Origin of the sequence: Microbulbifer taiwanensis, assembly GCF_014904815.1 — a bacterium.
GTDB classification, from domain to species: Bacteria; Pseudomonadota; Gammaproteobacteria; order Pseudomonadales; family Cellvibrionaceae; genus Microbulbifer; species Microbulbifer taiwanensis.
The window spans coordinates 48,384-75,103 of sequence record NZ_JACZFR010000037.1; the positions used below are offsets into that span (position 1 = coordinate 48,384).

Here is a 26,720-nt window from a genome sequence, read left to right on the forward strand (position 1 = left end):
GCGGTTTTGTCGGCCGTGGTTTAACTCGGGGACAACTGAGAGTAAAATACCCGACAAAGGAACTCGGTTATTGAGAAGTCTTATGTCTGAATTGAATGTCACCATCACCGAATCCGCCCAGGAGTACCTGCGCGAGCTGCTGGAGAAACAGGACTGCGAGGGCATCGCCATCCGCATGTTCGTCTCCAACCCCGGCACCCCGAATGCGGAGACCTGTATCGCCTACTGCCGCCCCGGCGAGGAGCAGGAGGAGGACGTGGTGATGGAGATGAACGGCTTCAAGGCCTACTTCGAGGGGCGCAGCGTGCCCTACCTGGATGAGGCACGGGTCGATTACTCGTCGGACAAGATGGGCGGCCAGTTGACCATCCGCGCGCCCAATTCGCGCATGCCCAAGATCACCGACGACAGCCCCATCGAGGACCGCATCAACTATGTGCTCTACAACGAAGTCAACCCCGGTCTCGCCGCCCACGGCGGCCAGGTGAGCCTGGTGGAGGTCACCGAGGACAAATTCGCGGTACTGAAATTCGGTGGCGGCTGCCAGGGCTGCGGCATGGTGGATATGACCCTGAAAGAAGGGGTCGAGAAAACCCTGAAAGAAAAGATCCCGGAGCTGGCCGGAGTCAAGGACATCACCGACCACACCGATAAATCCCAGGCCTATTATTGATGGGCGTTTGGAACCCGGGATTTGTGTAGGATGGGCAAGCTTGGCTTTGCCCATCCTGCGAAGTCGAAAACAAAACGCGGGCAATGCCCGCGTTTTTATTTTTCAGTTGCCTACTGGTAAACCCGCACGTAATCCACGTACATACGCTGTGGGAAAACACTGGAAGCATCCGGGCTGCCGGGCCAGTTACCGCCGACGGCCACATTCAGCAGGATGAAGAAGGGATGGTCGTAGACCCAGGGGCCGTACTGTTCCACTTGGGCGCGGGACACATTGTAAAAATTATTGCCGTCCACAAACCAGCTGATACCGCTGCTGTTCCACTCCACCGCATACACATGGTAATTGGCATCCACATTCTGGCCGACATTGTAGGTGCCGGCGATTGGCGTATTGCCGGAGTAACCGGGCCCGTGCAGTGCGCCGTGGGTGAGGGTGGGTTCGAAGCCGACATGCTCCATGATGTCGATCTCGCCGGAATTGGGCCAGCCGACGCTGCCGATATCGTTGCCCAGCATCCAGAAGGCGGGCCAGATGCCCTGGGTCTGCGGCAGCTTGATGCGCGCCTCTATGCGTCCGTACTGGAACTCCCGTTTGCCGGCGCTGATCATGCGCGTGGAGGTGTATTCGCAGGCGCCGTACCAGCAGCTGTGGCCGCCCTCGCGACGCGCCTCTATCACCAGCACATTGCTCCCCGCCTGGGCGTCGAATTGAATGGAGGCATTCTGGCCGCTGGTGTAGTACTGCAGCTCGTTGTTGCCCCAGCCACCGCCGCCGGTTTCGAAGGTCCAGTTGGCACTGTTGATACTGTCGAACTCGTCGCTCCATACCAGGCCGCCACTCGCCACGGGGCTGACGACAATCGAGGAGACGCTATCATTGAAATTCTCGTTGTTCAGGCAGCTGTCGTCGCCGGTCAGGGTGACCGAGGCACCGGAGAAATGGTCGTGCTCGTAGAGTGTTGCCCGATAGCCCGGGGCAAGCTGGATGGAGGAGGCATCGTCGTTGACGAAGCCCAGCGCCTGCAGGCTGGCGAGGTTGTGGGAGCCCACGTCCAGGCCAGCGGACCAGCCGCCGTAGTTGCAGTGCTGGTAAACCCTGGCCACCGGGTCACTGCCGCTTTCGGGAATAACCTCTATCCAGTTCAGGTTCCAGTCGCCGCTGCTGGCGTAGACCCCGAGGCTGTAGGTGCCGGCATCGATGTGCGCCGTATGGGAAACGGTCTGCCAGTTCTGCCAGCCGCCGGTGTTCGGCACGTTGATGCTGCCGAGCACAATGGAGCCTGCGTTCAGGTCATTGGACAGGGTACCGCCGACGTTGCTGGCCACGCGAAAGCGGATCCTGTAGTTGCCGGAAGTGGGAATATTCAGGTTGTTATAGGCAAGCCACTCGCCGGCGGCGACCCAGCCGACATTGTAGCCGCCACCGTTGTCCTGGGTCGCCTCGATGTCCACATCGTCACTGCGATAGGCGCCGCCGGTATTGCCGGGTGTCGTATCGTAGTAAGCGTCGTAGTCCTCGGCCTGGAATACCGCAGCTTTGGCCTCGACGAGGCCGAAAGCCGCCAGAAAAGCGACGGCGAAAAGCCGCGCCCGGGGTTTTGCCGCAGACGTTGAATTAATCATATTTTTTTCCTTATTGTGATGGTTGCCGCCGGGCAGCGTTGCGCCGGGTGCGCATCCGCCCGTCCGTCGCTGATGGGGAATGCAGAAACCGTGGGCTGCCGGTTGCCGCTGTGCATTTTTGTATTGTTTGTCCCCCGGCTTCGACCCAGTAAGGGAGGGAATCGCAAAGTGGCACTGCCTGTCAGGGCGTTCGGCGCCAGAATTTTTTGATGGGATGGGGCAGGAAAAAATGATTCAGATAAAGCGCTGGTGAGGGGATGGTAACTGCCGGCCGAGTCTCCGGTACAGGGACCGGCGACTCGGCGTGGCCAAATAGGGAGGTGGTCGTCGCAGCCCGGGCGCTACTCGGATTCCTCTGGCTCCAGATTCTCGAAATGATCAAAGACGTCGACGTAGTCCAGGTAAGCACCGTCAAAATCTGCATCCAGAATCCTGAACAGGTAGGAGTCGTTGTTGCCGAAAATGATGTCCTGCCAGCCCTGCTTCCAGTACTCCACATAGTAGTTGCCGGGCGTACCCGGAACCCTCTCTTCCAGCCAGGCGGGCGGATTGGTGGGCCAGAAGGACTTCCAGTAAAAGCGATCGTCCTCGGCCTGACCGATGCTCACATAGGCGATCAGCAGCCTGCGACCGCCGTTGTTCTTCACCTTCAGCTGCTCGATCTGTTCCGCGGTATATTCCTCGCCGTTAAAGAAGAAGTCGATAATGACGACGTCGTAATCCGTTTCGCTGATCGCATCGACCAGGTCCTGCCGGGTTGAATAGAGGCGCGGATTGATCAGGTTGAGGAAGTTGCTCGCCTCGTCGAGAAATTCGATATTGTCAAAATTGCTGTTGTGGACTTCCGGCGGGTAGCCGGGAATATTGTCCAGTTCCTCGTGATCGGCCGCGAAGGAAATATAACCGGCGTCTTCGTTGTCCCGATAGGAGTCATCAATGTTGACTTCGCTGAAGGCGAAATCGGTGACCAGTATGACGGCGCCATCGTCCTTGGCCAGGTCGAGGAAGCGCTGCAGGCGCTGGCGCTCCGACAGCGGGGTGGGCTGGTCTATGCCGTTCTGGCCAAAGAAAAGGGATTCCTGAGCCAGGCCGTCCACGGCGCCGACATAAGCGGTATCGAGCGGGCCGTTATCGCGGCCATTGGTGGTAACCAATTCAATTCCATTTTGCGGAATGACGATGAATTCGCTGTCGATACCCTTGGCATAGCGGCTGATATCCCGGACAAAGTCGCGCATCTCCTGCTTGTAGTCGACGACGACATCGGTGGGGAATTCCGGAAGCTCATCGAGGTTGCAACCGACAAACAATAGTGGGGACAAAAGGGCGGCGAGGGTACGTTTCAAAATCCTTCTCCAGTAGCCAGAATACAACGCGCTAAAAAGTAGCAAGCATGGCGGCGGCGGGCAATAGACCCGCCCGCAAACCGGGAGAAAAAGAAAAACAGAGAGAAAAAAGGTCTCCCCTTTATGGCGCACTCATGCGCTTTTTGGTCTTGCTGGTTGCCTGCGCTGTCAGTGGGTCGTCCGGCCAGTAGTGTTTCTGGTATTTGATGCGCAGTTCTTTCTTGACCTCCTGGTAGGTGTTGGCCCAGAAGCTGGCCAGGTCCCGGGTGACCTGTACCGGCCGACGGGCGGGAGACAGCAGGTGGATCATCAGGGGGAGCTGCCCCTGCAGAATGGCCGGGGTCTGTGCCAGGCCGAACAGCTCCTGCAGGCGCACCGCCAGCACCGGCGGTGTTTCACCGTAGTCGACCTGGATGCGCGAGCCGCTGGGTACGGTGAAATGGCTCGGGGCCAGCTCGTCGATTTTCTGCTGGCTGGGCCAGTCGAGCTGGCCCTGGAGAATGCTGTGCAGGTTCAGCTGTTTAAGCTGGTCCAGTCTGTTGCAGCCGTGCAGGTGCGGCAGCAGCCAGTCCTCCAGGGACGCCTCCAGGGCCGCGTCACTCCAGTCCGGCAGCGGCAGATCTGCGAGCAGCTGCGGATACTCTGCGGCACTGGCGCGCAGAAACTGCACCCGCGCGCGCAGGTCCTGGGCCTCCCGGCTCCAGGGCAGTGTGCCCAGCCCCTTCTGGTGGATGGCATCCAGCAGGGCGCGGCTGAGCAACTGCGGAGAAATCTCCTTCGCCGGCCGCTCGTCCAGCAGCAGCCGACCGAGGCTGGTTTTCAGGCTGGCCACGGCGCGGCCGGCCGCCTCGTCCCAGCGCACGGATTCCTTCTGTTCGATGTGCTCCGCAAAACACTCGCGCAGTGCGCCCTCGGAAATGCGCGCGGCCAGCTGGATACGCGCGTCGCGGCCCTGGCCGTCCAGGTCGGCGACCACCAGGAAATCCGCCAGTGCCAGCTCGTCGTCGTGGGAAAAGTGGGCCCCGCGGCCACCGGACAGCAGGAAGCGGCGCTCGCGGTCGCGGCGGCTCTGGGCGATGCGGTCCGGGTAGGCCAGTCCCAGCAGCGCGCCTATGCGATCCTGCTGGTCGATCTTCGTTGGTCCTGGCTCGGTACCCCTGTGCGGGACCTTCGCCAGCTGCCGCTGCCAGGTCCCGGCCTGCTGGCGAATCCGCTGCACGGCTCCCCTGTCCACAGCGGAATTTTTCGCCTGGCCCTCGAGCAGTTGCATACGCTTGTGGATATCCCTGTCCCAGCGCGCCTCGCCGCGAAAAATATCCCGCTCGGACAGCAGGCCTGCCAGCAGGCAGGCCTCCCGGGTCAGGTCCCAGTCCAGGCTGCGGATCATCATATGCGCGAGTCGGGGATGAGCGCCAAGGGCCAGCATCTCGCCGCCGTGAGTGGTGATGCGCAGCGCTTCGTCCAGCGCGCCCAGCTGCTGCAACAACTGCTGGGCCTGTGCCACCGAGCCCGGCGGCGGCAGGTCCAGCCAGCGCAGTTCCGTCACGTCGTTGACACCCCACTGTGCCAGTTCCAGCATCAGCGGCGCCAGGTCACTGATCAATATTTCGGGCGTGTTCTTTGCGGCCATGCCGTTCTGGCGGGACTCGCTCCACAGGCGCAGGCACAGGCCCTCACTCAGGCGCCCGGCGCGGCCGCAGCGCTGGGTGGCGGAGGCCTGGGAGACCTGGGTGGTCACCAGGCGGTTCATGCCGCTGTTCGGGTCGAAGCGGGATTCCCGCATCAGGCCGGAATCCACCACCATACGGATACCGTCGATGGTCAGGCTGGTCTCGGCCACGTTGGTGGCCAGTACTATCTTGCGCCGGCCGGGCGGGGAGGGTGCTATGGCGGCGTCCTGCTGCTGTTTGCCCAGGTCGCCATAGAGGGAGGCAATGGTGATCTCTTCGCGCCCCGCCAATTGCTCCCGCAGCAGGGCTTCCACCTGTCTGATCTCGCCGACGCCGGGCAGGAAGGCCAGCAGGCTGCCTTGCTCCCCATCCATCGAGGCGACAATCCTGCGCGCCATCAGCGCGGGCAGCTGGCGTTTGTCTTCGGGCTGTTGCTGGTGGGGCAGGTAGTGGACGTGCACCGGGTAGCTGCGTCCCTCGCTGGTGATCACCGGTGCGTCGCCGAGCAGTGCGGCCACGGTTTCGGTTTCCAGGGTGGCGGACATCACCAGCAGCTTCAGGTCCTCGCGCAAATACTCCTGGGACTGCAGGCACAGGGCCAGGGAGAGATCGCCCTGCAGGTTGCGCTCGTGGAACTCGTCGAAAATCACCAGTGCCGTCTTCGCCAGTTCCGGATCAGACTGCAGCAGGCGGGTCAGAATACCCTCTGTCACGACCAGTATGCGGGTGGCGGCGCTGACCTTGCGCTCGGCGCGTATCTGGTAGCCCACTGTCTGGCCCACCGGCTCCCCCAGCAGCTCTGCCATGCGCGCTGCCGCGCTCCGCGCCGCCAGCCGTCGCGGCTCCAACACAACGATATTCCTGCTTCCCAGCCAGTCGCTGTCCAGCAGTGTCAGCGGCACCATGGTGGTCTTGCCGGCGCCGGGGGGCGCCTGCAGTACGACATTGCTGTGCTGGTCCAGGGCGGAGCGCAGTTCGGGTAGGGTCGATTGAATGGGTAACTCTGACATGGGCGCGATTATAGCGGGATCGCGGTTGGCCGGGGTGTGCAAGTGGTTGACAGTATCAACTTGACTGCCTATTGTTGACACTGTCAACTAAGTTGGAGGGCCCTGTGCCATCCCCATCCATCAGTGAATCCCTGCACCGACTGATGCACGCTTACAAGTCCCGTTTGCGACAGCTGGTGCAGGACAGGCAGTTGGGATTGCCAATCACCCATATCCGCGCCCTGAAAGGTGTCTGCAGCAATCCCCAGTGCACCGCGCAATCCATCGCCCTGCGTATGCAGCGGGACAAGGCGCAGATTACCCGGGTGCTGAATGAGCTGATTCGGGACGACCTGATCGAAAAGCGGGACAATCCCGCCGACCGGCGCAGTCAATTGCTGCTGCCGACAGCTAAGGGGCGGGAAATCATGGGGCAATTGCGCAATATTGAGCGGCAGGCGGCCGCCGCCATGACTAAAGGCCTGAGCCGGGATGAGGTGGATGAGTTTATCCGTCTCGCCACGGTCATGGCAGAGAACCTGGACGGCGGTCCGACACCCGAATAACTGAGCCATAGGAGAGTTACATCGTGGCCAAGCCCAAGACGAGAGAACTGAAGGTACTGAACTCCGCCTACGTGACTCCGCATATGCTGCGCATCACTTTGGGTGGCGAGGAGATGGAAGGGTTTCCGGCGCAGCAGGAGAGCGCCTATGTAAAGCTGGTGTTTCCACAGCCCGGTGAAGCGCGCCCGCTGATGCGCACCTATACCATTCGCCGCCAGCGCGCGGGCGAGATAGATATCGATTTTGCGATACACGACCATGCCGGCCCCGCCTCCTCCTGGGCCAGGGGCGCGCAATCGGGTGATTGCATCCAGGTCGGCGGCCCCGGTGCCAGGAAGTTGATCAACCCGGAAGCGGACTGGTTCCTACTCGCAGGAGACATGACCGCGTTGCCGGCAATCAGCGTGAACCTGGAATTGCTACCGGAGTCGGCGCGCGGCTGTGCCGTAATTGCGGTTATCGACGAAGCGGATATTCAGGTGCTCGCGCACCCGCCGGGAATCGACATCCACTGGGTGGTCGCTGCGCGGGCTGAGTCAGCCGAGTTCGCCATTCTCGAGCATATCGAGACCCTGGCCTGGCCGGACGGACAGGTTTCCGTATGGGCTGCCTGTGAATTCAGCGAAATGCAGCAGCTGCGCAGTTACTTTCGCCAGCGCGAGCTGCCCAGCAGCCACCGCTATGTTTCCAGCTACTGGAAAAAGGGTCTCAGCGAGGAGCAGCACAAGGTGGCGAAGCGGGACGATGCGGAGGCAGATATCGGCGGATAGGCCACCTTTGGCCTGCGCGATAGAGACTCTGAAGGCGTGAATAAGGAAATGGGGAAGGTCAATTCCGACCGGCTCGCCAGGGCATGGTCCCGGCAGCGCCCGGTCGGAATGGAATCATTGGGCTATTGCCCGCCGGCACTCAGCGCCTCGCGCTGGTCATTCTGCTCCAGCGCCGTCCACAGGTGCGCATACATCAGCGCAACCCGGTGCGCCAACTGCTCGTGCGTGGCGCTGCCCTTGTGGCCGCCCTCGAGGTTTTCGAAGTATTCCACCCGCTGCCCCAGGGCCTTCATGCGCGCCGCCATCTTGCGGGCGTGGCCCGGGTGCACGCGGTCGTCCCGGGTGGAGGTGAAAAAGAAAATTGACGGGTAGTCGGTATCCGCCGCCAGGTTCTGGTAGGGCGAATACTCCTTGATAAATTCCCAGTCGTCGGTGTCCGGGTTGCCGTATTCACCCATCCAGGAGGCGCCGGCCAGCAGCTTGTGGTAGCGCTTCATGTCCAGCAGGGGCACACCGCAGATTACCGCGTTGAAAAGGTCCGGGCGCTTGGTCATGCTCGCGCCCACGAGCAGCCCGCCGTTGCTGCGGCCCTCGATGCTGAGCCGCTGCGGGCGGGTGATGCGGCGCGCGATCAGGTCTTCCGCCACCGCGGCAAAATCCTCATACGACTTCATGCGCTTCTCGCGCAGGGCCGCCGCGTGCCAGGCGGGGCCATACTCGGCACCGCCGCGGATATTCGCCAGCACATAGACGCCGCCGCGCTCCAGCCACAGCTTGCCGTAGGCGCCGTTCAGCGGCTCGTAGGAGCCGGAATAGGACGGCAGCAGGGCATTGCGGAAGCCACCGTAGGAGAAGATATGGGTCGGGTTGTCCGCGTCCAGCTCTATATCCTTTGCCATTACGGCGAAATAGGGCACCCTGGTGCCATCGGCGGACTCGGCGAAGTACTGCTCAATCTTGAACTTGCTGCCGTCAAAAGTGGGTGACTGCACCAGCAGGCGATCCAGCTTGTCGGCCGCGACTTTATAGCGGTACAGGGTAGGCGGGGTGACGAAATTCTCCCAGGTCAGGTAGGCGTTGCCACTCTCGTCGCTGTAGGTGGTGATGGCCAGCTTGCCGTTGTCGGGAAAGTCAATCGGGGTTTTTTCGAAGCCCTTGTCGCCGCGGCGGAAGAAGTAGGCGCGCCCCTTGACGTCATCCAGCATGGTCACCAGCACACCGGCTTCGGACACGGCGACGGACTCAACCACTTCGCTTTTGCCCGGTGCTACCAGCGCGGATACATCGACTTTCCCTTTAACCAGTGCGTCCAGGGATACCAGTACCAGGCTGCCCAACGGCCAGCGATTGCCATCGACCTTCCAGTCCTCGTTCAGCTTCACTACCAGCGAGTCGCCCAGGGCGCCCTCGATCACGGCGCTCGGCGGCAGGGCCAGCGGCAGCACCTTGCCATCGCGATAGGCAAAGGTGCGCGAGGTCCAGAAATCCAGTGCCTCATTCAGAACGATCGCGCGCTGTTTGCCGGTGCCTATGGCAATGGGGCGCAGCCACACGGATTCCTGCGGTACTTCCAGCAGGGTTTTGGCCTTGGCCAGCGGCTCGCCGCGCCGCCACAGCTTGGTGCTGCGGGCGTAGCCGGAACTGGTTGCGGCCTTGTCGCCCCTGGCGCTGGCGATCAGCAGGCGGTCGGCATCCAGCCACTCTGCGGACTGCTTGGCCATCGGAGAGAAAAAGCCGTTTTTCACAAATTTTTTGTCGCGGGCATTGAACTCGCGCAGTTCCACTGCGTCACCGCCACCGGCCGACAGGGCCACGAGGCAGCGGGTCTGGGCGTCGTCCTGGCAGCTCATACCCTTCAGTACCCATTTCCTGCCCTCGGTGTGGGACAGGGCGTCGATATCCAATACTGTTTCCCACTGCTCGCTGCCGCGGTCAAACTTGTCCGCGGAAATACGGCGGTAGAGGCCGCGCGGGTTTTCTTTGCTGTGGTGATTCTCGTACAGCCAGTCGCCTTTCTGGGTGATCTCCGGCAGGCGGTCTTCCGCACTCAGTGCCGCCAGCGCATCGGCGTAGAGGGATTTGTATAGATTGCCCCCGGCCAGGTGGGACTGGGTCTGGGCATTCTGCTCTTTTACCCACTCGATAGCGCGCTTGCCATCCACTTCCTCCAGCCACAGATAGGGATCCTCCTCCGCCCACACCGCGGGCGCGGAGACAAGCACCAGGGCTGCAACGGCCAGATTGCGAAACTTTATACTCATAATTTTTGAACCTGTAGAAGATTATGTCGCGAGTTCTGTGTCGCGAATGCTCAGCGGGACAGAATAGGGTTGGCGGCGGATTGTGTAAAGATTGTGCGACAGTCGCTTGAGATACAGCGCGTAGAAATTGCGATGAAAGCGGGCCCCGATCGATAAAGCGCGGTGTTGGAGTGGCTGAGCTGTCTCATGTTTGCGGTGAAGCGTCATCTGGCCGTGAGAGGTCCGCCCAAAGAAAGCTGCGCTCTATATCTGCAGGCGCGACAGGCTGGGTTCGTCGATATCCCGTGGATGCAGCAGGGCAGCTTCAATCGCAGCGCGGACGCCTTCGGTTGCAGTACTGTGGCACATACTCGGCGCGCCCAGGTTATCCGGCAGGGCGGCCACCTGCGGCAAATGGGGGAGGTGTATCCAGCCGGCGCGAATCTCCAGGTTGCCGGTGGCGATATAGTGCAGAATGCCGTACATCAGGTGGTTGCAGCAGAAGGTGGCGGCGGTATCCGAGATGTCCGCCGGTATCCCGGCGGCACGCATGGCCCTGACCATGGCACGCAGAGGCAGGGTGCTGCGGTAGGCCACGGGGCCATCGGGTACCGTGGATTCGCCCTGCAGCGCCAGGCCGCGGTTGTCTTTCAACTGGTAGCGGGTCGAGTCATTGAAGTTCTGCGCGATGCGCTCAACGGTGATCACGGCGCGACCACCGTACTCACCCAGCATCACCACCAGTTGCGGCCCGATATTCCCGATCGCCGCGCGAACAACATCGATGCATTCGAAAAAATTATTTGGCACCACAATACCGGTGACCTGCGCAGTGTCGATCCGGGTGCCGTGCAGCGCCCGGGCGACAGACTCGGCGGGGTTTACGGGCGTATTGCCAAAGGCCTCGAATCCTGTCACTAAAACCCTTGTCATGCTTCACTCATAGTCTGTCTGTAGAAAGACATGGATATCTTAGTCGAGCCTGAAATCGATAGCGGCGCCGGTTGCTCTCCCGCCGTTGCAATGTATTCGTCGCTGAACTATACCCAGCGTCGGTGAAATTTTTTTTGCGGGTTACAAGGGGAAAAATGCGGTTCCTTTCGGGTGCGTGATTGAAATCATCAGCCGTCGCACTATCCACCCGAAGCAAACGCGACGGTATGTGTGCCAATAATCTTCCAATGGAAATTCCGGGTTGCCCGTTAGCGATATTGTGCAGCCCTATGGAGGTGTCATATGGATGAGACCCTCGACGTCATGTCATTTGTCTTTCCTCACTCGCGGCCTCCCCAGGCCTTCCCGAAGGTGAATGTCCTGTTCCTGCGCTACCGCCTGTCTTGCACCGGCTGTCGCTTTGTGTACTGCGGTCGATTCGCACGGCGATTTCGAGCCGGGGCGCGGCCGGCGGCCAGAACGCCAGCAGGTCGGGAAGCGATTTTTTCTGCCGCCTAGCGGCGCGGCGCACGGCCAAAATTTCAAGCGCCGGGCAGTATCTGGAGATGCGGTAATGGGATTCAAGCTCGACCACTGGGACTACCTGACCTTTCTTGTGATCATCGCCGCGGGTATCTCGATCCTTTTGATTCTGCTGTGGATCGCGGGGCTGCCGGGCAAGATTGCCATCTCGCGCAAGCACCCGGATGCGGAGGCGGTAAAAATCATGGGTTACGCGGGATTCCTCGCCGTAGTGCCCTGGATCAACGCCTTTATCTGGGCCTTCAAGCCCACCGACACCGTGGACATTCGCCGCTTCCCCGAAGAGGAGGCGCGGGCGCTGGAGGAAGACATGCGCCGGCTCAGGGGAGAGGAGGCGCAGAAGAAAAACGACCCGCCGGATAGGTCGCGGCCGGAAGACGACAGCGGGAGCTGAGGGAAACACACATGCTCCTGGGGTTCGTAATTCTGTTCGGATACATCATTGCGGTGTGGCTGACCTTCTTCAAGTTCAAATGGATGAAGTTCAACATCGTCTGGGGCCTTGTCTCAGTGTCGGTGGGGCTGCACATTCTGCTTATCTTTCTGATCGGCCTGCGCTTTGTCACGCCTTACTCGACCAACGCGCGCATGATCCAGCACACCATCCAGCTGACCCCGCGCCTGAATGAGCCGACCCTAGTCACCGACGTGCTGGTAAAGCCCAACGTGCCGGTCAGCAAGGGCCAGCCACTGTTCCAGTTCGACCGCCGCCCCTACGAATACAAAGTGAAGGAGCTGGAGGCGGAGCTGGCCAAGGCCAAACAGAACGTGTACGTACTCGAGGCCGATGTAGAAGTCGCGAAGCAGAAGGTGATCCAGCTGCAGGCCGAATTGGTCTACGCGCGCTACGAGGAGAAACTCTCGGAGAACCTCGCGAGCCGCGGCGCCGGGCCGGAGGAGGATGTTCAGAAATGGGCCGCGCGGGTGGCTGCCAATGAGGCCAGCATACGCGAGGCCCAGGCCGAGGTGGAGCGCGCCGAGCTGGAATACCATTCCCAGATCGACGGCGTAAACACGACGGTCGCCAATGTAGAGGCAAAGCTGGAACTGGCACGCTTCTACCTCAACAACACCCTGATGGTGGCGCCGGAGGACGGCTATGTCATCAACCTGCAGGTGCGCCCGGGCATGGTGGCCGGGGCCCTGCGTATCGGCGCCATCGCCACCTTTATCTGCGATTCCGATCGCTACCTGCTCGCCCACTACTTCATGGAGAATCTCAAACATGTGAAGGCGGGGCAGGAGGTGGAAGTCGCGCTGGATCTCTACCCCGGCCAGATCTTCACCGGCAAGGTCGAGGCTATCTGGCGCGGGGCGGGGCAGGGGCAGATGCTGCCCAGCGGCAGGCTGCCGGACTTCTTCTACAGACCCACTGAGCTGCCCCAGGGCCAGTTTGTGGTGGCCATCAAACTCGATGGCGACGACCAGTCGAAATTCCCCATCGGCACCCAGGGGCGCGCGGCCATCTACACGGATCCCTCCAGCGGTTTTGTGGTGCTGCGCAAGATCGGTATCCGCGCCTATTCCTGGGCCAATTACCTGTATCCCTTCGCCGGATGATACGCGCGGCCCTCGCATTCGCTGTCCTGATCCCTGCGTTTGTCGGCTGTGCCCTGCGGTCGGCGCCGACGCAAACGGACATACTCGAGCAGGCACTGCCGCCGGAAACCATCATTCCCGCAGACTGGGTTGCGGGCAGGGATGCGGGAGCGGTGAGCGACGGCTGGCTGAACTCTTTCAACGACCCCACACTCGAGGCCATAGTGGCCGAGGCGCTCGCCAATAACCTGGATCTGCGCCAGGCGGCGGACAAGGTGGAAGTGGCGCGGCAGATGGTGACGGTAGTCGGGGCGCAGCTGTTGCCCCAGATCGGCGGCAAGCTGGCCGGCAAGCGCACCCACGACTTTGGCAGTGAAGATTTTATCAAGCACACCCAGAGTCACACCGTCGCTGCCCTCAGCATGGCCTGGGAGCTGGACGTCTGGGGGCGCCTGCGCAGCCAGCGCGCGGCGGCGGAAGCGGAGTTCGATGCCGCCGTGTTTGACTTCGCCTACGGCCAGCAGTCGCTGGCGGCGACCGTGGCCCTCAACTGGTATATCACCACCGAGGCCTATCAACTCTTGTTGCTGGCCGAGCGGGCCGTGGAGATCTACGGCGGGCTGCTGGAACTGGCCAGGATCAGGAACAGCAGCGGCAAGAGCTCGGACCTGGATGTGGTCGATGCCCGCGCGCGGATGGAAAACGCCCAGAGCGAACTGGAGGCGGCGCGTATCCATTACGATCGCGCGCGCCGTACCCTGGAGGTGCTGCTCGGGCGCTACCCGGCGGCGGAGATTCGCTCTGCGGCCCAGTATCCGCCTCTACCGCCACCGGTCGCCGCGGGCTTGCCGGCCACGCTGTTGGAACGGCGCCCGGATATCCTCGCCGCCGAATACCTGGTGCTGGCGGCTTTCCGCAAGCAGGAGGCGGCGCGGCTGGCGCTGTTGCCGGATTTCGGGTTGTCACTCACCGCCGAGCGCCTGGGCGACCACTTGCTCAAAGTACTGCGCCTGAGCCCCTATCGCGCCTCTGCGGAGATTGGGGCAACCATCCCCATCTACGAAGGTGGCGCTCTCTGTGCCTACCTGAATATCGCAACCGCCGAACAGGCAGAGGCGGTAGCCAACTACGGCAGCGTGGTGCTGAACGCCTTCCGCGAAGTGGAAAACGCCCTCGCCAGCGAGGCGTTGCTGGCGCGGCAGCTGGAGTACGCGCAGCGCGCACTGGCGGACCGCACCAGGGCAGTGGAGATCGCGACCGTGCAGTATCGGGCGGGCAAGCGGGACCTGTTGTGGGTGGAGGAGCTGCAGGCAGAGCAGATTCTCGTGGAGGCCAATGTGATCCAGCTGCGCAACGCCCAGGTCGCCAACCGCATCCGTCTGCACCTGGCGCTCGGCGGCAATTTCGAGGCGCCCCCGGCGGCCCCGGCACCGGAGAGTGGCAAATGACATCGCAAGCCGACCGGCAGATCGGCAGGCGCCGCTGGCGCCGGGTGTTCGGTGTCGCCCTGCTGCTGGCCGCCGGCGTATTCCTTTTTCATACCGCGGTGCTGTTGGAGGTGGCCCGCCACCTGTCGGGGGCGCACAGCTGGCTGACCCGCGAATATGGCGCGGCGAATGCCGGCCGGATCCTGGTACCGGTCTGCTTCTTCGTCCTCTTCCTGACTCATATGATCGAGGCCTTTGTCTGGGGTCTGTTCCTCAGGCGCAAGAAGCTGGTGAGCAGCCTGACCGAGGGTATCTACTTTTCCAGCAGTTCGATTACCGCGCTGGGCTACGGGGATGTGGTCCTGCAGTCGCCCTGGCGGGTGCTGGGGCCGCTGGTGGCCATCAACGGCCTGTTGATGTTCGGATGCTCGACGGCTTTTCTGTTCCTGGTGCTGGAGAAGGTCTGGGCGCAGTTCTAGGAACTGACCCCGACTCCGGCACTGCCTCTCCCGATCCGTACCTTCATCTCACTTCTGCCCGCATCGCCGGACTCCATCATTCGGATATTCGTTTATTTTTATCCGGGTATATTGACGATCATTAAAACCAGGGTAATAATAAATTATCTGGATTAAAAGAGGCCAATCACTATGACAACCGAGTATGTGGCGATACACGACAAGCAACTCCTCGCCCGCGGCGACCTGGAAACCATCGTGCGCGAGACCAAGGCCATCGATGTATCCATAGAGCCCATAGTGCTGGCGCTGGACAGCTGTAGGCGCATCGAATTCAGCTGGCACGGGGATGTCGAGACGGTGCTGGGCAACCTGCCCGAACAGGGCGCAGCTGCCAGCAAGGCCGCGGCGCGGAAGAGGGGGCGGCCGAAGCTGGGAGTAACCGCGAAGGAGGTCACCCTCCTGCCGCGTCACTGGGACTGGCTCGCCAGCCAGCGCGGCGGCGCTTCCGTGACCCTGCGCCGTCTCGTAGAGCAGGCGATCCGAAATGCCTCACCGGAAGAGCGCATCAGTGAGCTGCAGAACCAGCTCTACGGCCTGATGTCGATTTTCGCGGACGAGCCAGGCTTCGAGGAAGCCACGCGTGCGCTGTATCGCAACAGCCGGGTCAGCTTTGCAGCGGCCATTCAATCCTGGCCGGAAGATATCAAGGTATTAATCATGGAGAAGTTCGATGTCATCAGTCAGCAGCACGAAGGGCAGGGCGATGCCTGACACCGCAGGCAGGAATATCTATCTGTCCGGGTCCCTGGCCTCGGTCTACGTCAGGACGGCGGCGCCCATCATCCTGATGATGCTGGTGAACGGCTCCTTCAACCTGGTGGATGCCTATTTCCTCGGTATCTATGTCGGCGCCGATGCCCTGGCGGCCGTGACCGCCATGTTTCCGGCGTTTATGCTGATCGTTGCACTGTCCACGCTGGTATCCACGGGTTTTGCCAGTGTGATGGCGCGCACGCTGGGTGCCGGCAACGGCGAGGCTGCCAGGGAGACCATCGCCCAGGCCACAACCCTTTTGCTACTGGTCTGCGGCGTCCTGGTCGGGCTTTTTGCCCTGTTTGGAAAGCCAGTGACTGCAATGGCCAATAACGGGGTGGCTGCACTGGCGGGTATGAGTTATGAGTATATTTCGATATTGATATTCTTCTCGCCGTTGAATTTTATTCTGGCGATCAACGGCGACAGCCTGCGCTGCGAGGGGCACGTGGGGCCTATGGCCCTGGTATCCCTGTCTTCGGTACTGCTGAATGCGGTGCTGAACTACATCTTTATTGCCCAGTTGCATTGGGGCGTTGCCGGTTCTGCCTGGGGTACCGTTGCCGCCCAGGCATTGGCCCTGGCCATGGTGATCCTTTTCCGCCGCAGCCATAAGCCACAATTGCGCCTGCCGGTGATCGGCCTTTCGCGCCGTCGTCGCTACTGGCGGGAATTCCTGGCGCTCGGGGCGCCGTCCAGCCTGACCTATATCGGCATTGCGCTCTTGTCGGCGGCAATTCTCTATAACCTGCAGCAGTGGAGCGACGGTGGCACCTATGCAGCGACGGTCGGGGCCTACGGCATCATTACCAGGCTCAATACCTTTATCTTTCTGCCCCTGCTGGGCCTTAGCCTGGCCTTTCAGGGCATAGCCGGCAATAACCTGGGGGCCGGGGAATATGCGCGCACCAACCGTAGTGTCAAGATCGCAATCGGGGGGGCCTTTGTTTACTGCCTCCTGGCCCAGCTGCTGCTGTGGAGTCTGAAAGACAGTCTCGGAAGCTGGTTTGTCGACGATACCGCAATCATTGCCGAAGTCGGTCGCATACTGTCGGTATCGCTGCTGGCGCTGTTCCTGCTCGGGCCCCTGTTCATGGTCAGTATCTTCTTCCAGAGTATCGGCGACGCTAAAAGGGCCGGTCTGCTTGGCCTGGCCAAGACCTACCTGTTTGCTTTACCTCTGGTATTTACGCTGCCGTCACAGCTTGGTGAGTGGGGTATCTGGTTTGCGGCGCCGGTCGCCGAAGTGATGGCACTGCTGCTGACCCTGGCGGTACTGGCCCATCGGGCGCGTCGCTATCGGTATCGTCTGGGCCTGTTCTATACTCCTGCTCACCGCTAGGACTGGGACCAATAGGAACTGCCGCGCGAGTCGGCGCGCCGGCAGTTTTCTATCTGGATTCTTCAATGTCATACGCAATCTGGAGTTCGCGCTCCAGGTTTGGCGATTTCCATGCGGGCTATGGCCTGAGGCCCTGCCTGTACTTTCACAGAATATCCCGCAGTAAATAGACCATCAGCGCGCCTCCCAGCAGCGCGATAATGCCATTGGTGATCATGCAGAAATACAGGTTATACCCGGGGGGAGCACCAGAGGGGCTCGCCATCCTCAGGGTGCGCCGGTACTGCCAGGCCGAATACACGGCAATAAATGACGCCAGAAAGACAAAAGATATGCCGATGGAGAAAGAAATATGCCGCTGAAACTCCCGGACTTCCTCGCGATGTGTCATCTCCAGAAACATCCCAAAGCGTTCGACAAAGAAGCCGAATGTCATCAAGGAGATACTGGTGCGGTTCCAGGCGAGCAGCGTACGTTCCGCGGCAAGCAGGAAGTCTGAATCGACAGGGCCTGGCATCTTTATGGGTTCAACAATTAGTGACACAGATACCAAGTCTATCGCAACCAGATTTTATCCCGGGCGCACCGATGAGTGAGATGTCACCGGGTAAACCAGAGTCGTTTTATCGCCGAGAGCTTCCGCAGGGTGCAGCCTGGCTTACACTCAGAGATACGGAACGCAGTTTGCCGGGAGTCACTACCACAGGAGGTGGGTAATGCAGCAAGTCCGTGTCGTCATCAGGACTATCTTGGCCATGCTGGTGCTCGCTGTCGTCTTCCCTGCGATATCGGCTGCCGATCCGGACGGCGAAAGCCATGCCGGGTTTCCCCCCTGGCAGGATGCAGGCAATGCCGGGCAACTCGAGGAGGCCTTCGGGCACGGCTGGTTCCCCGACAAGAACAAGTGGTATGCCGAGCGCTACGAGCGCATTATCCTGCGTGGGGTCAGGCGCACCAGCGACATCTTCCAGGTCAACGACGTCATGACCACGCTGTTCGGCCCGGCCTGGGCCAACATCTGGCTCGAGGGCGAAAACTTCCTGGAATGCAGCCCACCCCAGGGGCGGGATTTTTCCTATGCGCTCTGCTACTACTCCGGGCCAGAAGACCCCACCGGCCAGTCGGCGGACAACCCGGCGCTGCCGTGCACCCTGTCCCCGAGCGGCAAGCTCGCCAACTGCAAGTGCTACAAGCTGTCCACCGACCAGGTGCCGCCCAAGGTGCCCTATTTCGTCGATATACACGCAATTCTGAACAAGGACATTTATCTGAAAACCGTCGAAGCCTGCGGCGAGGACGGTTCCAAATGCGCGCCCACCACGAGTATCGAAGCGCCGGTATGCAGCTCGATCAACAGCAATCAGCTGATACCGGGCGCCGACCTGGTGTCCGTCTTCTCGCCGGTCAAGAAGCTTGATTACTTCGCCGGTTCCACGCCCTGTAAATCGCTCTACGCCGGCTGTATGACTGCGCCCTGTTACGACACCGGGGAGAAAGACGCCAACGGCAAGCCGCTGGTGGATTGCAGCTGCCCGATCTTCGAGGGGCCCTTCGAGATAGGGCAGGGCGCCGATCAAGGCGGCGGCAACCAGTTGCAGTGCGAACTGGGCGGCCGCAACGTCTGGTCGGCGGCGCACAACCCCAAAAGCAACAACCCGATAACACCGCAACCGCCGGCAGGTGCCTGTTTCCCCGACGCCCCACCGGACTCCGGCTGCCCGCTGTATCCCGCCGGCAGTGGCAGTGTCGACCCGAACGGCGCTGTCTGCAGGACAGTTTGCGAGGCCTACAGCGGTGATCCCGCCGCCGGGGGAGTCCAGGTTGGCTACACCTGTGACTCGGCTCTCTGCACAGCGCTTGGCCTCGGGCAGGATCTACCGTGGAGCGTCACCATGGCTGAGCGATTCGGCATTATGGGGCAGGCGTGCAATGGTGTGCAGAACCTGGACGGGCTGGAGTTGATCACCCAGGTCGAGAAGCTGGCGGGGTGCAGTTGCTGTGCGAGCCAGATCTGTGGCTGTTCCGAGGCGAATATCAGTGCGCAGACGAATAGCGAGATTATTAGGCTCAACGCGGAGCAGAGGGCTGTCGGAATCAATCCTCAGTGCGATATCAATGGCACATTATGTGGGGGACCTTAAGTTTAAACTAAGCTAAATGGGGTGGGAGTCTGTAGCGAGCCTTGATGCTGGCTGTGACAGGCTTCGTCACTGGGAAGTCAGCTCAGTAACTTATCCATTGCTGCTTGTCGGGAAATCTAGCCATGTTCAGAATCAAATTCTTGTATTCGATTGCGACAATACTGCTGTTTCTAGCGCAGTCCTCTTGGGCTGCATCTGAAAAGATTGGAATTGTGGTTTTCGACGGATTTCTAACCAGCGACGTAACTGCCCCAGTGGAGGTATTTGGTGCGGCTAGTAAAGAGGCATGGTTTTCTGATTATGAAGTAATTCTCATTTCTGCGACTAAGAACAAAACCATCACTGCAGAGGAGGGGCTGACCGTCGTTGCGGACCAGACTATTTATGACGAACTGGATTTGGACGTTCTAATCGTACCGAGCGCATACAAGATGGGCCCATTCATCAATAACTCGAACTTAATAGGTTTTATTCGTAATCAGGCCAAAGCTGCAAAGTGGATGGCAAGTAACTGTTCCGGAGCCTTTCTACTGGCGGAAGCTGGGGTGTTGGATGGTAAAAAAGCCACTACCTGGGCGGGCGGGGAAAAGGAGCTTCAGCGAGACTATCCCAAAGTTAAGGTGCAATTTGATACCAATTATGTCGTCGATGATGGTGTAATTACTTCAAATGGAGGCCCGGTCAGCTACCAAGCTGCATTCGCTCTGCTTGAAAATCTTTCATCCAAGAAGTATGCGACAAAGATCGCGGAAAAAATTCAATACAATCGACTAGAAAGTGCATTCACACCCTAACGATAAGGTTTCGCGGTGCAACTTGATCCGTCAGATCACTACCTGAAACCCCTGTCTGTCAGATCAATCCAGAGCTGCTTCATTTCCGAATTGCGCGGCTATGAAAGCAATTCAATCGTCTGTTGATAGGGGAGACGAAGTGCAGAAATCGCTTCTTCTTCGGATTTTATATTGGTATAGCCGATAACAAGTCCATAGCGCTTAACATTCTGTGCGTACCATATCGAGAGTGGTGCCACCTGTAAATTGTAAGACTGCCAGATACTGCAAAGATCTATGTCTTTGGTTCCGCGCTTCAAGAAAGCGACAATATGCATACCGCCATCTTGAAGGGGTAAATTGAAGTAATCGCCATATACTTCTATAAGTGCTTTGTGAACCATCATTCTCCGGGACTCGTAAAGAGCGCGCATTCGCTTGAGGTGCTTGTAGAAGGTTCCCGATGAAATAAAGGATTCCAGAATCTTCTGCGGCAACAATGGGAGTCCAGTTTCTGTTATTTCTGCAGTCTCGTGAAATTTTGTGATCAGTACTTTTGGTACAACCACATAAGCTATGCGCAGTGATGGCATGATGGTTTTACTGAATGTCCCGACATAGATGACTCGATCAAAGGTGTCGAGGCTTTTTAATGACGGAATATTTTTTCTGGAAAAATGAAATTCCCCGTCATAATCATCTTCAATTATCCAAGCCTGACGCTCTTGCGCCCAGTTCAACAATTGATGTCTCCTTGGTAAGGTCAGGCTGCTAGTAAGGGGGCTGTGATGCGAAGGTGTGGTTATTACAAACTTTGTATCACTATGCTGGGATACCAGATAGTCTACATTGATACCCTCCGAATCGACGGGAACATAATAGAGGTTTCTTATCAACCGTTTTAACAGTTTTTGACCAAAGAAGTATCCAGGTTCTTCAAATACTACTTTGTCGTTGCTCGAAGCGATGGCCTGAAATATGAAGCTAAGGCTGGATTTATAACCACTTGTAATGTAGACCTGATCCGCTGAGCAATCTAGACCCCGGGATATATTCAGGTAACTTGCGATAGCCTGTCGAAGTGGCAGATGACCCATTACAGGTGGGTGGGTCATATCTTCACCGGTCATGGAGCGCGTGATCTTCCCAGAAAGAAGTAGCCATTTTTTGTATGGAAATTCATCCAGTGAAGGGATTCCCAGCCGAAAGAGCCCGCGATTATCTCGAAGATCTGCGATTCTATTTAGATCACTGTCTTCGAGCTCGCTTGGTAAGCCTCTCCAGGATGCCGAATTAATCACCAGGTCCGGGTTGACGATGGTCCCCTTAGGCCCCCGGCTTACCAGGTAACCTTCGCCAATCAAAATATCATAAGCCGACTCTACGGTCTTTTTGGCAACGCCGAGTTCCTGGGCCAGATTGCGTATGGATGGCACTCGCTCGCCGGGCTTCAGATCTCCCCTGTGTATGGCGCCAGAAAACCGGTCATAAATGTCCTTGTAGCCCATTCTATGTCCTACCCAGATTCCTAGATTTTGTACCATTAGAATATGTCATATAGCGTTATAATTCATCACCGGACTGCTGGAAAGATCGATGACTGCTGTGAATCAAGGAGGGGCATTTATCCAAATTGAGATAAGGCGCGCTTGTCTAGTCACTTGCAGTGGATACAGGTACCGGGATCGCAACGGAGAGTAGTATGAATCTCTTACATATCAAAGTGAGCCCAAACATAAGTGCTTCTGCGTCGAGGGAAGTTTCCGACCATCTCGTCGATAGGCTGAAATTGAAATACCCAGATATCAGTGAAAAGACTATCGATCTATCGCAAGACCCACTACCACATTTGGATGGATCTACAATCGAGGCCTTCTTCACAAAACCAGAAGAACGGACAGAGCGGCAAAAAAATTCCGTAATACTCTCTGATCGAATGGTCGATATGTTGTTCGACAGCGACCTTCTGATCATATCGTCACCGATGTGGAATCTGGGATTGCCGTCTGTTCTGAAGGCCTGGTTTGACCATATCACCAGGGCAGGGCGGACCTTCGCGTTTACGGATACGGGTACCAAAGTAGGACTGGTTCCAGACAAAAAGGTTTATATTGTAGTAGCCAGCGGCAGCGTCTTTTCAGGCGGCCCCTATGTCAGCCATGACCAGTTTACGCCCTACATAAAGTTCGCGCTTCAATATGTTGGTATTACCGATGTGAACTTTGTTCGAGTTGATGGAACACACGATCCGCTAACCCGCGAATGTGCTGTTCCAAAAGCAATTTCTATAGTTAATGAAATGAGTATTTAGTGGAGGACTTCCAATGGGCACTAGGGCAAATCATTTTGAAACCGTTCCTGACCTCATCAAATCACTTCAAGCTGCGAGTCTTGCGCTGGAGAAAACGTCCATCGACCCGCAGATAAAGTACCTGATCGATATCAGGGCTTCCCAGCTAAATAAGTGCACATTTTGTGTGGATATGCACGTGAAGCAGGCAAAAATTAAGGGCGAAGAAGAGATTCGCCTATATCATGTGCCCGTTTGGAGGGAATCACCACTCTTTAGCGCGAAGGAAAAAGCGGCCCTCGCCCTCACCGAGGCACTTACAGATATCGCTCGAGATGGGATTGACGATGAGCTTTACGGTTATGTCTCTGAACATTTTACGGAAAAAGAGATTTCCGAGATTACCGTTGCGATTGGCTTGATCAATATGTGGAACCGTCTGCAGATTCTTTCCGGAATGGAGCCTGGCGCTCTGGATGAAGCCTATGGCCTCAAAAAGGCTGGTCTGAGCTAATCGAATTGAGGCCGGTGGAAGCCCTCACTGGCTTCTCTTCCTGATATCTATTTGTTTAAAGGAAGATCATTGAATTTACATAGTAATACACTAGGAGAGTTTCTATGGCGATTAACTTTAGCGGGTTTATAGAAATGCCATTAATTGGGTTTTTATGCCTATTTGCATTCTCTCAAACCATTTATGCAGGCGGTGAGGATTATTCTGCCGAGGGTGAGCGAAGGGCTAAGTCCGCAGGAGAATCCCTGATTGGTACGCCGGCTCCTCAATTGAAGATAGAAGATATTGATGGTACGACCATCGACCTTGCTCAAGTTTATGGTGAAAAACCAGTATATATTAAGTTCTGGGCAACCTGGTGTGTACCGTGCCGTGAACAAATGCCCGGATTTGAAGATATTTATAAAGAGTACGGTGATAAAATTCAGGTGGTCGCCGTGAATACGGGGATCAGTGACAGCCTGAAATCCGTAACTGTATTCCGTGAAAAAATTGGAATGACAATGCCAATCGCCATTGATGATGGAAAGTTGGCACGCGCGTTTCAATTGCGCGTCACCCCTCAACATTTGCTAATTGATAAAAACGGTGAGTTTGCTTATTTCGGCCATAAGGATGATAAAGAATTTCATAAGGCATTGGATAGGGTGGTAACAGAAGAATTTTCTGGGAAAACGTTAAGAAATCCGACCTTTGTCCCCAAAGACTCTGGTTATACAGTTGGGGATAGGGTGCCAGATGTCTCTTTCTCAACCATTGATGAAAAGTCACTTAATTTCAAATTCAATACACCAAGTAGCAAAAAAATAGCCTTGGTGTTCTTTGGCCCTTGGTGCGAGTGGTACTTGGAGAAAACTGAACCAAAAACTTCGAAAGCCTGTACACAAGTTCGTGAATTGCTGGAGAGCAAGTCAAAAGAATCGAATGTGCAATGGGTGACGGTTTCAACCAACTTATGGTCCTCAGTTTCTGATCTTGAAGATTACCGCAAGAGCTATGGAACCACCATGCCGATCGTGTTCGACGAGGATGGTGATCTGTTTAAGCAATTTGGTATTAACCAAATACCAACTATTGCCGTAATTGATCCTGACGGTAAAGTTAGTCTGAAATCCTCGATCCAGGATGATGGTTTCGATACTGCTTTACATACCATTTCCACTTTCAAGTGAGTCGAATCAATTAGAATGAATAGGCGCTGTATGAAACACTTTGCTCAATACATGGCATGGTTTGTCGTCTTGATATGCTCATCGCAAGTCATGGCAAATGAAAAAATTGAGAGTCAGCGCCTGATTTCTATATCTATGTTGACGGGGTCAGAAGACATCGCCGCCGGGAGCACTCAAGATTTAGCGTTAATTATGACGCCCCGAAAAGGCTGGCACGGCTATTGGCTTAACCCCGGGGATGCGGGATTTCCAGCTAGGTTTAATTGGCGCCTTCCTGAAGGTGTGACAATAGGAGAGCTGGAGTACCCCAGTCCGAGTCAGCTATTAACCAGTGATATTATGAATTATATTTATCACGGTGAATATACTCTGCTAACTCGTATCACAATTAATGGCGGGATTCCCGCTGGAACGTCGTTGCCAGTTAAATTAGACATCAGCTATTTAGTTTGTAACCCCACAAGCTGCCTGCCTGAACAGCAATCGATTGAAGCCACATTTGTTGTAAGTGATGGTGGAAGTCATCAATTCAACCGAGATAAATTCAATCAATGGAGGAAAATAATACCCAAACCATTGGACTCTGAAGGCCAGTTTTCAGTTGAGAACGGAAAGTTTATCCTTGCTTTGCCGCTACCAAGTTCAATAGAAATCAGTGACGCCCATATCTATCCCGTCATTAACAATACGATTGTCAATAATGCAAAGCAGACACTGACCCGTGACGGCGATATTCTTAGAATGCAAACCAAAGTGGGTGATGAATCAGGTGATCTGTTTCAAGGTGTCTTGGTTCTGGATAGTGGCATTGCGCTGAGCTTTGAGGCTATTAAAACTGATTATGTCGCGTTTGCATCCACAGCGGAGAATAACAATGGTTCTGCCAGTCAAAGTACCTGGCTGATTGGAGTTGTGGCGTTTTTTGGCGCGATCCTTGGCGGCTTACTACTTAATATCATGCCGTGTGTATTTCCTATCTTGAGCCTAAAGATTCTAAGCCTTTCCCATCAAGGTTCAGAGAAAGACGCGAGGATGGGCTCTGTTGCATATACGTTAGGTGCGGTACTGGTATGTGTATTGTTGGGCGGTGTCATCTTGGGTCTGAGAGCCTTGGGGCATCAGGTCGGCTGGGCATTCCAGCTGCAGAGCCCCGTGGTGATCGCCGCGTTGATTGTGTTGATGAGTGCAATTGGATTCAATCTGGCCGGCTTGTTTGAAATCGGAACACTGACTTCGGGATCTAGACTGCAAGATATAAAAGGCCCGATAGGCGACTTTTGGACAGGGGTTTTAGCTGCATTTATTGCCACCCCCTGCACGGGTCCCTTTATGGCGACCGCCCTGGGTGCAGCCTTAGTATTGCCTGTCGGTATTGCGTTTATGATTTTTGCGGGCTTGGGTTTTGGCATGTCGCTGCCATTTCTGTTGGTGGGCTTTATTCCTGCGTTACGTACACGGCTGCCCAGGCCCGGTTCCTGGATGACTACTGTAAGGCGCATTCTTGCACTGCCGATGTTTATTACTGTAGTGGGCTTAATTTGGATCCTGATGCGCCAATCAAACAACGATTTTGTCTTATCCGTGCTTACAGTCACTATGTTGTCGACTTTTGGTTTATGGTTTGCCGGTTTAAGACAAAGATCGCAACTTGGAGGAGGGTGGTGGCCGCCAATCCTGTTAACGCTACTTCCCTTCCTGGCGGTGGTCTACTGGGTGCCAGATAATGATTCCGCTTCACAGTTTGAGCAACAAGAAGGCACAGAGTCTCTTGAGTTTAATCAGGAAACATTGAGTAAAGTGCTGAGTAAGCAAGATGCATTTGTATACTTCACAGCCGATTGGTGTTTGACGTGCAAGGTGAATGAAAAAACCTCTATTGATCGACAAGAAGTAAAAGAAGCATTCAAACATAATAATGTTGCAATGATGGTTGGTGACTGGACGAAAGGTAATAGCCAGATAACTGAATTTTTATCACAGCATGGTCGATCAGGTGTGCCATTGTATTTGTGGTATAAAAAGGGTGTAGATAATCCGGTTGTTCTCCCTCAAATTCTGTCGCCATCGATATTGATCGGGCAAGCTGAAGGACAGGAAAAACAGGCGATTCCGTAGGGGAGGCGAGGAGTCTCTGAGGTGCCACATATAGAGTTGACCGGCCTACAGATATCCTATCGCTACACGATATTCTGGATAGCTTCCCAACAGTCAACGGGATTTGTCTGCAAGATAAAGTGGCTTCCCTCGACTTCTCTTATCGTCAAGTTTGAACAGATATCTTTGAAACTCTCTACAGCTTTCTCGGAAACCAGATTATCGCTTTTGGCCCGAATATAAGTGCACGGGATGTCGATCATTTTGGTTGGTAGCCGAAGAGTCGAGATTTGCTTTAGCCTGTGGCGCAGTACCGAGTTCTCGACCTGCTGCAATGCCGCCTTAAGAAGCTCAGTAAGCCTACCGGATCTGTCGCGGCAAAAATGCGACGCGTCCAATGATGGCGGATGGCGTGAAACCGTTCTTAAGAAGCTGCAGTGGCAGAAGGGAGGCAATTCCGGCTAAAGTCGATGGTCTGCTCAGGAAGCTGGCCGCGAAAACTATGTGCTTGATACGTTCTGGCTGTAACTGGGCGATTTCGTAAGCGACCCTGCCGGAATAGGATTCAGCAACAATGATCGTGTTCTCGCTTTCCAATTTGGAAAGTATATGCTCGGCCTGATCCGCATAGCTCAGGTGAGGATCCTGTCTCAGCGACAGTGGAGTCACTTTGAAGCTAGCTGGTGCATGGACCAGAAATGGTTCAAACAGCAAGCCGGTTCCATCCATTCCTGGCAGCAAGGCAAGATTCAAAGCGCGGCGCTTCCTATTTCGACTATAAGGACTGACCAATCGACTG

Annotated in this window: 23 protein-coding genes; 15 read left to right on the plus strand and 8 right to left on the minus strand. The window is 56.9% G+C overall.

Annotation, left to right across the window (positions count from 1 at the left end):
* Positions 1-82 precede the first annotated feature (82 nt).
* Entirely contained in the window at positions 83-673 is a 591-nt protein-coding gene (gene nfuA, locus IG627_RS14125) for a Fe-S biogenesis protein NfuA (protein ID WP_193193024.1), read from the plus strand.
* 110 nt (positions 674-783) lie between these two features.
* Here nfuA and IG627_RS14130 read toward each other — a convergent pair whose 3' ends face one another.
* From IG627_RS14130 to hrpB, 3 genes are all read right to left on the minus strand, one after another.
* Positions 784-2,298 (minus strand): family 16 glycosylhydrolase, encoded by a 1,515-nt coding sequence (locus IG627_RS14130; protein WP_193193025.1) that lies wholly within the window; start codon positions 2,296-2,298, stop codon positions 784-786.
* A gap of 341 nt (positions 2,299-2,639) precedes the next feature.
* The gene (locus tag IG627_RS14135; RefSeq protein ID WP_193193026.1) at positions 2,640-3,644 is read right to left on the minus strand and encodes an endo alpha-1,4 polygalactosaminidase; all 1,005 of its coding nucleotides are present in this window, start codon (positions 3,642-3,644) and stop codon (positions 2,640-2,642) included.
* Positions 3,645-3,765: 121 nt separating this feature from the next.
* Positions 3,766-6,324 (minus strand): ATP-dependent helicase HrpB, encoded by a 2,559-nt coding sequence (gene hrpB / locus IG627_RS14140; protein ID WP_193193027.1) that lies wholly within the window; start codon positions 6,322-6,324, stop codon positions 3,766-3,768.
* Between the two features lie 104 nt (positions 6,325-6,428).
* Between hrpB and IG627_RS14145 the strand changes: the two genes are divergently transcribed.
* Both IG627_RS14145 and IG627_RS14150 read left to right on the plus strand, forming a co-directional pair.
* Positions 6,429-6,869 carry a MarR family winged helix-turn-helix transcriptional regulator gene (locus tag IG627_RS14145; protein ID WP_193193028.1) on the plus strand — a complete coding sequence of 147 codons (441 nt, stop codon included), beginning with the start codon at positions 6,429-6,431 and terminating at the stop codon, positions 6,867-6,869.
* Between the two features lie 23 nt (positions 6,870-6,892).
* Positions 6,893-7,639 carry a siderophore-interacting protein gene (locus IG627_RS14150; protein WP_193193029.1) on the plus strand — a complete coding sequence of 249 codons (747 nt, stop codon included), beginning with the start codon at positions 6,893-6,895 and terminating at the stop codon, positions 7,637-7,639.
* Between the two features lie 122 nt (positions 7,640-7,761).
* Here the strand turns inward: IG627_RS14150 and IG627_RS14155 are convergent, their stop codons facing one another.
* A complete protein-coding gene (locus IG627_RS14155; RefSeq protein ID WP_193193030.1) occupies positions 7,762-9,900 on the minus strand; it encodes a prolyl oligopeptidase family serine peptidase in 2,139 nt (712 codons plus the stop codon).
* Between the two features lie 243 nt (positions 9,901-10,143).
* A complete protein-coding gene (pcp, locus tag IG627_RS14160) occupies positions 10,144-10,812 on the minus strand; it encodes a pyroglutamyl-peptidase I (RefSeq protein ID WP_193193031.1) in 669 nt (222 codons plus the stop codon).
* 574 nt (positions 10,813-11,386) lie between these two features.
* Between pcp and IG627_RS14165 the strand changes: the two genes are divergently transcribed.
* From IG627_RS14165 to IG627_RS14190, 6 genes are all read left to right on the plus strand, one after another.
* Complete coding sequence (locus tag IG627_RS14165) at positions 11,387-11,749, plus strand: superinfection immunity protein (RefSeq protein ID WP_193193032.1); 363 nt, start codon at positions 11,387-11,389, stop codon at positions 11,747-11,749.
* Between the two features lie 11 nt (positions 11,750-11,760).
* Complete coding sequence (locus IG627_RS14170; protein WP_193193033.1) at positions 11,761-12,915, plus strand: HlyD family secretion protein; 1,155 nt, start codon at positions 11,761-11,763, stop codon at positions 12,913-12,915.
* A complete protein-coding gene (locus IG627_RS14175; RefSeq protein WP_193193034.1) occupies positions 12,912-14,342 on the plus strand; it encodes an efflux transporter outer membrane subunit in 1,431 nt (476 codons plus the stop codon). The genes IG627_RS14170 and IG627_RS14175 overlap by 4 nt, the downstream gene beginning before the upstream one ends.
* Positions 14,339-14,800 carry a two pore domain potassium channel family protein gene (locus tag IG627_RS14180; protein ID WP_193193035.1) on the plus strand — a complete coding sequence of 154 codons (462 nt, stop codon included), beginning with the start codon at positions 14,339-14,341 and terminating at the stop codon, positions 14,798-14,800. The genes IG627_RS14175 and IG627_RS14180 overlap by 4 nt, the downstream gene beginning before the upstream one ends.
* Before the next feature lie 171 nt (positions 14,801-14,971).
* Positions 14,972-15,553 (plus strand): DUF2239 family protein, encoded by a 582-nt coding sequence (locus tag IG627_RS14185; protein ID WP_193193036.1) that lies wholly within the window; start codon positions 14,972-14,974, stop codon positions 15,551-15,553.
* Positions 15,546-16,937, plus strand: coding sequence for an MATE family efflux transporter (locus tag IG627_RS14190; RefSeq protein WP_193193037.1), 1,392 nt, complete (start codon positions 15,546-15,548; stop codon positions 16,935-16,937). Before IG627_RS14185 ends, IG627_RS14190 begins: the two co-directional genes overlap by 8 nt.
* A gap of 145 nt (positions 16,938-17,082) precedes the next feature.
* Here IG627_RS14190 and IG627_RS14195 read toward each other — a convergent pair whose 3' ends face one another.
* Positions 17,083-17,481 carry a YidH family protein gene (locus IG627_RS14195; RefSeq protein WP_319024575.1) on the minus strand — a complete coding sequence of 133 codons (399 nt, stop codon included), beginning with the start codon at positions 17,479-17,481 and terminating at the stop codon, positions 17,083-17,085.
* Positions 17,482-17,653: 172 nt separating this feature from the next.
* Here IG627_RS14195 and IG627_RS14200 point away from each other — a divergent pair, with 172 nt between their 5' ends.
* Both IG627_RS14200 and IG627_RS14205 read left to right on the plus strand, forming a co-directional pair.
* A complete protein-coding gene (locus tag IG627_RS14200; protein ID WP_193193038.1) occupies positions 17,654-19,078 on the plus strand; it encodes a hypothetical protein in 1,425 nt (474 codons plus the stop codon).
* A 122-nt stretch (positions 19,079-19,200) separates the two neighbouring features.
* On the plus strand, positions 19,201-19,872 hold the full coding sequence (locus tag IG627_RS14205; protein WP_193193039.1) for a DJ-1/PfpI family protein: 672 nt from the start codon (positions 19,201-19,203) through the stop codon (positions 19,870-19,872).
* 98 nt (positions 19,873-19,970) lie between these two features.
* Here IG627_RS14205 and pdxR read toward each other — a convergent pair whose 3' ends face one another.
* A complete protein-coding gene (gene pdxR, locus IG627_RS14210; RefSeq protein ID WP_193193040.1) occupies positions 19,971-21,359 on the minus strand; it encodes a MocR-like pyridoxine biosynthesis transcription factor PdxR in 1,389 nt (462 codons plus the stop codon).
* 194 nt (positions 21,360-21,553) lie between these two features.
* Here pdxR and IG627_RS14215 point away from each other — a divergent pair, with 194 nt between their 5' ends.
* The 4 genes from IG627_RS14215 (at position 21,554) to IG627_RS14230 (ending at position 25,942) form a co-directional block, all read left to right on the plus strand.
* A complete protein-coding gene (locus IG627_RS14215; protein WP_193193041.1) occupies positions 21,554-22,162 on the plus strand; it encodes an FMN-dependent NADH-azoreductase in 609 nt (202 codons plus the stop codon).
* A gap of 13 nt (positions 22,163-22,175) precedes the next feature.
* Positions 22,176-22,655: a carboxymuconolactone decarboxylase family protein gene (locus IG627_RS14220; RefSeq protein WP_193193042.1), complete on the plus strand. Its 480-nt coding sequence runs from the start codon at positions 22,176-22,178 to the stop codon at positions 22,653-22,655.
* Positions 22,656-22,759: 104 nt separating this feature from the next.
* Positions 22,760-23,827: a TlpA family protein disulfide reductase gene (locus IG627_RS14225; protein ID WP_193193043.1), complete on the plus strand. Its 1,068-nt coding sequence runs from the start codon at positions 22,760-22,762 to the stop codon at positions 23,825-23,827.
* A gap of 30 nt (positions 23,828-23,857) precedes the next feature.
* Positions 23,858-25,942 (plus strand): protein-disulfide reductase DsbD family protein, encoded by a 2,085-nt coding sequence (locus tag IG627_RS14230; RefSeq protein WP_193193044.1) that lies wholly within the window; start codon positions 23,858-23,860, stop codon positions 25,940-25,942.
* Between the two features lie 339 nt (positions 25,943-26,281).
* On the opposite strand, the gene IG627_RS14235 is transcribed toward IG627_RS14230, so the two are convergent.
* Entirely contained in the window at positions 26,282-26,674 is a 393-nt protein-coding gene (locus tag IG627_RS14235; RefSeq protein WP_193193045.1) for an alpha/beta fold hydrolase, read from the minus strand.
* Positions 26,675-26,720: the final 46 nt, after the last annotated feature.